7 protein-coding genes are annotated in these 5,875 nt (G+C 64.1%); 3 read left to right on the forward strand and 4 right to left on the reverse strand.

The window, feature by feature from the left end; genetic code table 11:
- From VKI00_RS22230 to cynS, 3 genes are all read right to left on the reverse strand, one after another.
- Positions 1-289, reverse strand: a 289-nt coding sequence (locus VKI00_RS22230; RefSeq protein WP_324441293.1) for a DUF2254 family protein, incomplete at its 3' end; no start/stop codon positions are given.
- Positions 290-1,960: a potassium-transporting ATPase subunit KdpA gene (gene kdpA / locus VKI00_RS22235; protein ID WP_324441295.1), complete on the reverse strand. Its 1,671-nt coding sequence runs from the start codon at positions 1,958-1,960 to the stop codon at positions 290-292.
- 240 nt (positions 1,961-2,200) lie between these two features.
- A complete protein-coding gene (cynS, locus tag VKI00_RS22240) occupies positions 2,201-2,668 on the reverse strand; it encodes a cyanase (RefSeq protein WP_324441298.1) in 468 nt (155 codons plus the stop codon).
- A gap of 117 nt (positions 2,669-2,785) precedes the next feature.
- Here cynS and VKI00_RS22245 point away from each other — a divergent pair, with 117 nt between their 5' ends.
- Genes VKI00_RS22245 through VKI00_RS22255 form a run of 3 tightly spaced genes read left to right on the forward strand, consistent with a single transcriptional unit; the run spans position 2,786 to position 5,678 of the window.
- A complete protein-coding gene (locus tag VKI00_RS22245) occupies positions 2,786-2,986 on the forward strand; it encodes a ferredoxin (protein ID WP_324441306.1) in 201 nt (66 codons plus the stop codon).
- Positions 2,987-2,999: 13 nt separating this feature from the next.
- Entirely contained in the window at positions 3,000-4,379 is a 1,380-nt protein-coding gene (locus VKI00_RS22250; RefSeq protein WP_324441300.1) for an NAD(P)/FAD-dependent oxidoreductase, read from the forward strand.
- Between the two features lie 12 nt (positions 4,380-4,391).
- On the forward strand, positions 4,392-5,678 hold the full coding sequence (locus tag VKI00_RS22255) for a cytochrome P450 (protein ID WP_324441302.1): 1,287 nt from the start codon (positions 4,392-4,394) through the stop codon (positions 5,676-5,678).
- Here VKI00_RS22255 and VKI00_RS22260 read toward each other — a convergent pair.
- On the reverse strand, positions 5,659-5,875 hold a 217-nt coding region (locus VKI00_RS22260), incomplete at its 5' end, for a hypothetical protein (RefSeq protein ID WP_324441304.1). The two genes, VKI00_RS22255 and VKI00_RS22260, sit on opposite strands and share 20 nt — an antisense overlap.

Consider the following 5,875-nt stretch of genomic DNA (forward strand, 5'->3'; position numbering starts at 1 on the left):
TCTGCGTTGAGGCCAGCGTCAGGGCCACGATCGTGATCGAGAAGACGATGCCGACCACGGTGATGATCGCCGCTGCGACAGTGGCCAGCAGGACCCGCGCGACATCGGCGGTGCCGTTGAGCACCCACGACGGCAGCCGAATAATCCCGTCATACGCCATGCGATCCACCGTGTAGGTAAGGGCAAACAGCAGGACGACCGCCAGCGTTTGCAAGATCGGGACAAGCCACAAATTGGTCCGCAGCTGCTCGCGCCGCCAATCGGGCTCGAAGTACGCGGTGCCACGCATCTAGTGGATTCCTTCGGCAAGCGGCCCGAGTGCTAAGGCCGGCAAAAATGTCAGCGCACACAGAATAACCGTCACCGCAGCAACCAGACCGACGAATTGCGGCCGATGGGTGGGCAGGGTTCCGATGGACGCCGGCGTATGACCCTGGCGAGCCAGCGATCCGGCGAGTGCGAGCACCAGGATCATCGGCAGATACCTGCCGAGGAGCATCGCCAGGCCCAAAGCGGTGTTGTAAAACATGGTATTTGCCGATAGGCCCGCAAACGCCGAGCCATTGGTGTTGCCCGCGGAGGTGAATGCGTACAGCACTTCCGACAGGCCGTGTGGGCCGGTGTTGGCCATGCTGGCACGTGGGCCCGGCAAGGCCATCGCGATTCCGGTGCCAACCAACACCGCCAGCTCCGTGGTAAGGATAAACGTTGTCGACAAAGTCATTTCGCGGGCTCTGATCTTTTTGCCGAGGTATTCCGGTGTGCGCCCGACCATTAGCCCCGCGATAAACACCGATATCACCGCCAGTAGGAGGAGGCCGTAAAGGCCCGAGCCGATCCCGCCCGGGGCTACCTCGCCGAGCTGCATGTTGAACATGGTGATCAGCCCGCCCAGGCTCGTGTAGGAGTCGTGCATCGAGTCGACGGCGCCGTCGGAGGTGAGCGTGCCGGTGTCGGCAAAGATCGCCGAGTCGAAGATCCCGAAACGCTGCTCGATGCCCTCCATGGCGCCGCCGGTCGCCGTGGGGACGGTGCCGTGATGTCCCAGCTGAAACAGCAGGATGAGGGCGATGCTCATCGCGGCGAGGACACCCATGATCGCGGCGACCGCGTAGCCCTGTTTCCTGTTGCCGACGACGCGCCCGAAGGTGCGGGGCAGCGAAAAAGGGATCACGAACATCAGGAAGATCTCGAACCAGTTCGTCCACGAGCTTGGATTCTCGAACGGATGTGCTGATTGTGCGTTGTAGAACCCGCCGCCGTCGCCGGTGATCAACTTGACGGGTTCCTGGCTGGCGATCGGTCCGCCGGTGATGGTCTGCTGGGCGCCGCTCAATGTGGTGACGACCTGGTCGTGGAGGTGGAGATTCTGGATTATCCCGCCGGTGAGCAGCACGATCGCGCCGATGAACGCGATCGGCAGCAAGATGCGGAGCGTGCCGCGGACCATATCCACCCAGAAGTTGCCCAGCACTTCGGCCTTTTCTCGGGCGAAGCCCCGCACCAGCACCAAAGCCACGGCCATGCCCACCGCACCGGAGAGGAAGCTCTGCACGACGAGGCCGGCCATCTGCACCAGATGGCCCTCCGTCGACTCTCCGGCATACGACTGCCAGCTGGTGTTGGTAACAAAGCTGACCGCGGTGTTCCAGGCCAGCGACGGGGTCATCTTGGTCGCCGGATCATGCAGATGCAGCGGCAGCTTGTCCTGGAACAGTTCGAAAAAGAACAGGAACAGAACGCCGACCGCCGAGAACGCCAAAATGCTGCGGGCATACCACGTCCAGGTCTGTTCAGCTTTTGGGTCGACGCCGATGGCGCGGTAGATGGCCTTTTCGACTTTCAAGTCCCGCGGCGAGGTGTAGACGCGGTACATGTAGTCGCCCAACGGTGCGTGTACAGCGGCCAGCGCCGCCACGAGCAAAACAAGGAACGCGATTCCCGCGACCGTGCTACTCAATTACGGACCTTCCGGAAATAGCAGTACGGCGATTGGGTAAGCCGCCAAGACTGCCGCGAGCGCCAAGCCGATCAGAATCATCGATAAGGCACCGTCCTATCCGTTTACGAGCACCAACCGACGCGGCTCTCAACGGTGTATTTAAAGAAATTAAGCGCGGACGGCCCAGGGCGCTCGTTTGTTGACGGTTTCTTTACGGGCTCGCAGAGCCGTTACGGGTTATCGCCCGCGGCGACGCCGTCAGCCTTTCGCTGAAACCCAGTCGTAGGGAAGGAATTTGCCGTCGAATGTCACCACCACACGGTCGCCCGACGGGTGGGGTTTCTTTTGCACGTCGACGCTGAAGTTGATCGCGCTCATAATCCCGTCACCGAACTGCTCATGGATGACCTCTTTGATCGCCCCGCCGTATACCTGCAGGGCCTCGTAGAAGCGGTAAATGGTCGGGTCGGTGGGCACCGTGGTGGGCAGCCCGCCGCGCATGGGCGGTGCGGCGAGCACCGCGACCGCCGACTCGTCGAGACCCAGCATCTCGACCAGCACCTCCCCCCGTTCGGGAGGAATCGGGTGCTGGCCGAGCAGCGCCGAGGTGGTCCACACCACCGGCCGGCCGATCGCGTCGGCCAACTCCTGCCAGGTCAAGCCCTTAGCCAAGCGGGCGACGACGATCTGCTCGGTGACCTCGTTTCGCGTCATGGCTACCAGCATGCACCCGGATCCGCGAATCCGTCTCGCCGTCAGCGCTTTTCGCAATCCCGAGATTGGCGACGCGGCTGGATGTAGGCTGCGCAGCATCAGGTCTTCAGCATGAGGATCGAGGTCGCTATGCGGATCGTTATCGACCTGAACCGCTGCCTGGGGTATGCGCAGTGCGTGCCGCTGGCACCCGAGGTGCTCAAGCTCAGCGGCGAAGAAACCCTCACCTACGACCCCAACCCGGACGACAGTCAGCGTCTGCGGGTATTGCGGGCGGCGGCGTCATGCCCGGTCCAGGCAATCATCGTGGACCGGCTCGACACCGAATAGCGGGCCGACGCCGATGAACCGGAATGGCTTCAAAGACAACGGCCGCATCGTCATTGTCGGCGCGTCGCTGGCCGGGCTTCGTGCCGCCGAAGGGCTGCGGGAAGAGGGTTTTCACGGGCAGCTCACGATTATCGGCGATGAGCCGGACGAGCCCTATGACCGACCGCCGCTGTCCAAACAGGTCCTCAAGGGGTGGGTGGCGGCCGACCACACGAAGTTGCCGCGGCTGCGGCAGGTGGATGCGGAGTGGCGACTCGGTGTCCCCGCGGCCGCCCTGGACCGGGCGAACCGGCTGGTGCAGCTGGCTGACGGCACCGAGATTCATGGCGATCGGCTGCTGATCGCCACCGGTGTGCGGGCCCGGCGTTGGCCCAACGCGGCGGAAGCCGCGCTTGAGGGCGTCCATACCCTGCGCACCAGCGCCGACGCCGCGCGGCTGCAGGCGGCGTTGGCCGCCCGTCCCAATCGGGTGCTGATCATCGGTTCCGGGTTTATCGGCTCGGAAGCGGCGTCGGTGTGCCGCGACCTCGGCCTGGCGGTCACCGTCACCGAACGCGGCCCGGCCCCGCTGTCCGGCGCGCTCGGCGGGGTGATCGGCACGATCGGCGCCGAGATGCAGCGGGCGGCCGGCGTGGATCTGCGCACCGGCGTCTCGGTGCTGGGGTTGGAGGGGGACGCGGCCGGGCACGTGCGCCGCGCGCGGCTGTCCGACGGCAGCACGCTCGACGTCGATGTGGTGGTGACGTCGTTGGGGTCGATCCGCAACGTCGAGTGGCTCGAAGGGTGCGGGCTGGCCGCCGGATTCTGGGGGGTAGGGTGTGATGCGGGCTGCCGCGCGTTCGACATCAACGGGGTGATCACCACCAACGTCTTCGTGGCCGGCGACATTGCGCGTGCCCCGCATGTGCTCTACGACTACCAATTTCTGGCGATGGAGCACTGGGACAATGCGGTACTGGGCGCCCGGGTCGCCGCACACAACATGGTCTGCGAGGAGGTCGATCGATGGCCGCACTTGTTGATCCCGCAGTTCTGGTCGGGTCAGTTCGGTGTCAACATCAAATCCGTTGGCGTGCCGTCGTTTGGCGACGAAATCGTGTTCACCCAGGGTTCGGTGAAGCAGCGCCGATTTGCCGCGGCCTATGGTCGTCGCGGCCGCATCGTCGGCGCCGTTACCTTCAACCACGGCAAGTGGATTGAGCATTACCGGCAGGAGATCGCCCGGTCGGGTTCGTTTCCGCCGCAACCGCCGGGTTTTGATTTCCCCGAGGACATGCGGGTGATGCCCGCCGATTTCCCGGCGCGCGGCGTGCCGACGGAGGCCCCGGACGTGGTGTTGACGGGACATGACTTCAGCGAACGCCACGCTGAGTTCCGGCCACGGCAACGGTGAGGAGCGGCGCAGATGACACCCGAAGAAGCGTTTGACGCCGCGATGCGGTATGAAAACCGCGCGAATCCTTATCCGTTCTTCGACGAGCTGCGCAAGACGCCGGTGGTGCGAGTGACCAACGGTATCTATGCCGTCACCGGATACGACGAGCTCATCGCGCTCGCCCACGATCCGCGGGTGAGTTCCGACCGTCGCAATAGTCGTCCGGCGGTCACCGGCGGTCGGCACGTTGCCGACGCGTCCCTGATGGAGATGATGGAGGCCTACGACCGAGACCCGAGCTTTATCGCCTCGGACCCGCCGGATCACGATCGGGCGCGCCGGCAATGCATGCGGTTTTTCGGCCCGCCGCATTCGCCGGACGTGATCCCCAGCCAGGAGCCGCTGTGTCAGCAGATCGTCAACGACTTGCTCGACAAGGCCTCCGAAGAAGCTGCCAAGACCCGCATGGACGTTGTCGACGAGTTCGCCTATCCGCTGCCGGTGAGTGTGATCTGCCGGATCATCGGTGTGCCCATCGAAGACGAGCCGCAGTTTCACCCCTGGATAGCCGACGCCATCACCGGCCTGTTCGATCTTGGCCCCGACATCGCCACCGAGGAGGGCCAGGCCCGGCGGGCCAAAGGTGAAGCGGCCAACACCGCGTTCAAAAAATACATCATCGGGCTGGTCGAGAAAGCCGAGAATTCCCCTGGCCCGGGCATGATTTCACAGTTGGTGCACGATGACGGACCGGATGGGCCGATGTCGCCGAGCGCGATCGTCAACAACACGATGCTGCTGTTTGCCGCCGGTCATGACTCGACGGTCAATCTGATCTCGCACTGCGTGCTCACCGTGCTGCGCAACCCCGGGTCGATCGAATTGTTGCGCAGCCAACCGGAATTGATTCCCGGTGCCATCGAAGAGGTGCTGAGGCTGCAGTCGTCGGTGCAGTTCTTCCCCACTCGATCAGCGTTGGCGGACATCGAGATTGCCGGCACCACGATCCCACGGGGATCGCCCATCTATCTGATTTACGCTGCGGCCAACCGAGATCCGCGGCGCTTCCACAACCCCAACGAGTTCGACCCGCAACGCGCCGACAACGAACACGTGGGCTGGGGGCGCGGTGTTCACATCTGTTTCGGCGGCCCGTTGGCCCGGTTGGAAGTCAACACCGCGTTCGAGGCGTTTCTTCGTCGGGTGGAAAACCCGCGGCTGGTCGAGGACCCTCCGCCCTACCGCATCAGCCAGGTGTTCCGCGGCCCGCGGCATCTGCTCATCGATTACGACGGGATCAGTCCTGATCGACGGTGACGAGCAGCTTGAATGTCCTGGAGCCGTCCCGGACCCTGGTGGTGAGAACGAGCGGGTAGTAGCCATCGGGCACCGACTTGTCGACCGTGATGGCGACGGTCGCGCTGGCCGATCCGTCGGCGCCGAATTGCCCGGATGTCTTGGCCGCCTTGATTCCCTTGGTGCCCGAAGTACCGGTGATGGTGTAGCCGGTTGGA

The organism is Mycobacterium sp. (assembly GCF_035314665.1).
Taxonomy (GTDB): Bacteria; Actinomycetota; Actinomycetes; order Mycobacteriales; family Mycobacteriaceae; genus Mycobacterium.

Excerpts from the sequence above, each read along its gene's own strand:
- cynS (WP_324441298.1), bottom strand. The coding sequence starts at position 2,668 with ATGCTGGTAGCCATGACGCGAAACGAGGTCACCGAGCAGATCGTCGTC.
- VKI00_RS22255 (WP_324441302.1), top strand. The coding sequence starts at position 4,392 with ATGACACCCGAAGAAGCGTTTGACGCCGCGATGCGGTATGAAAACCGC.
- VKI00_RS22250 (WP_324441300.1), top strand. The coding sequence starts at position 3,000 with ATGAACCGGAATGGCTTCAAAGACAACGGCCGCATCGTCATTGTCGGC.
- VKI00_RS22245 (WP_324441306.1), top strand. The coding sequence starts at position 2,786 with ATGCGGATCGTTATCGACCTGAACCGCTGCCTGGGGTATGCGCAGTGC.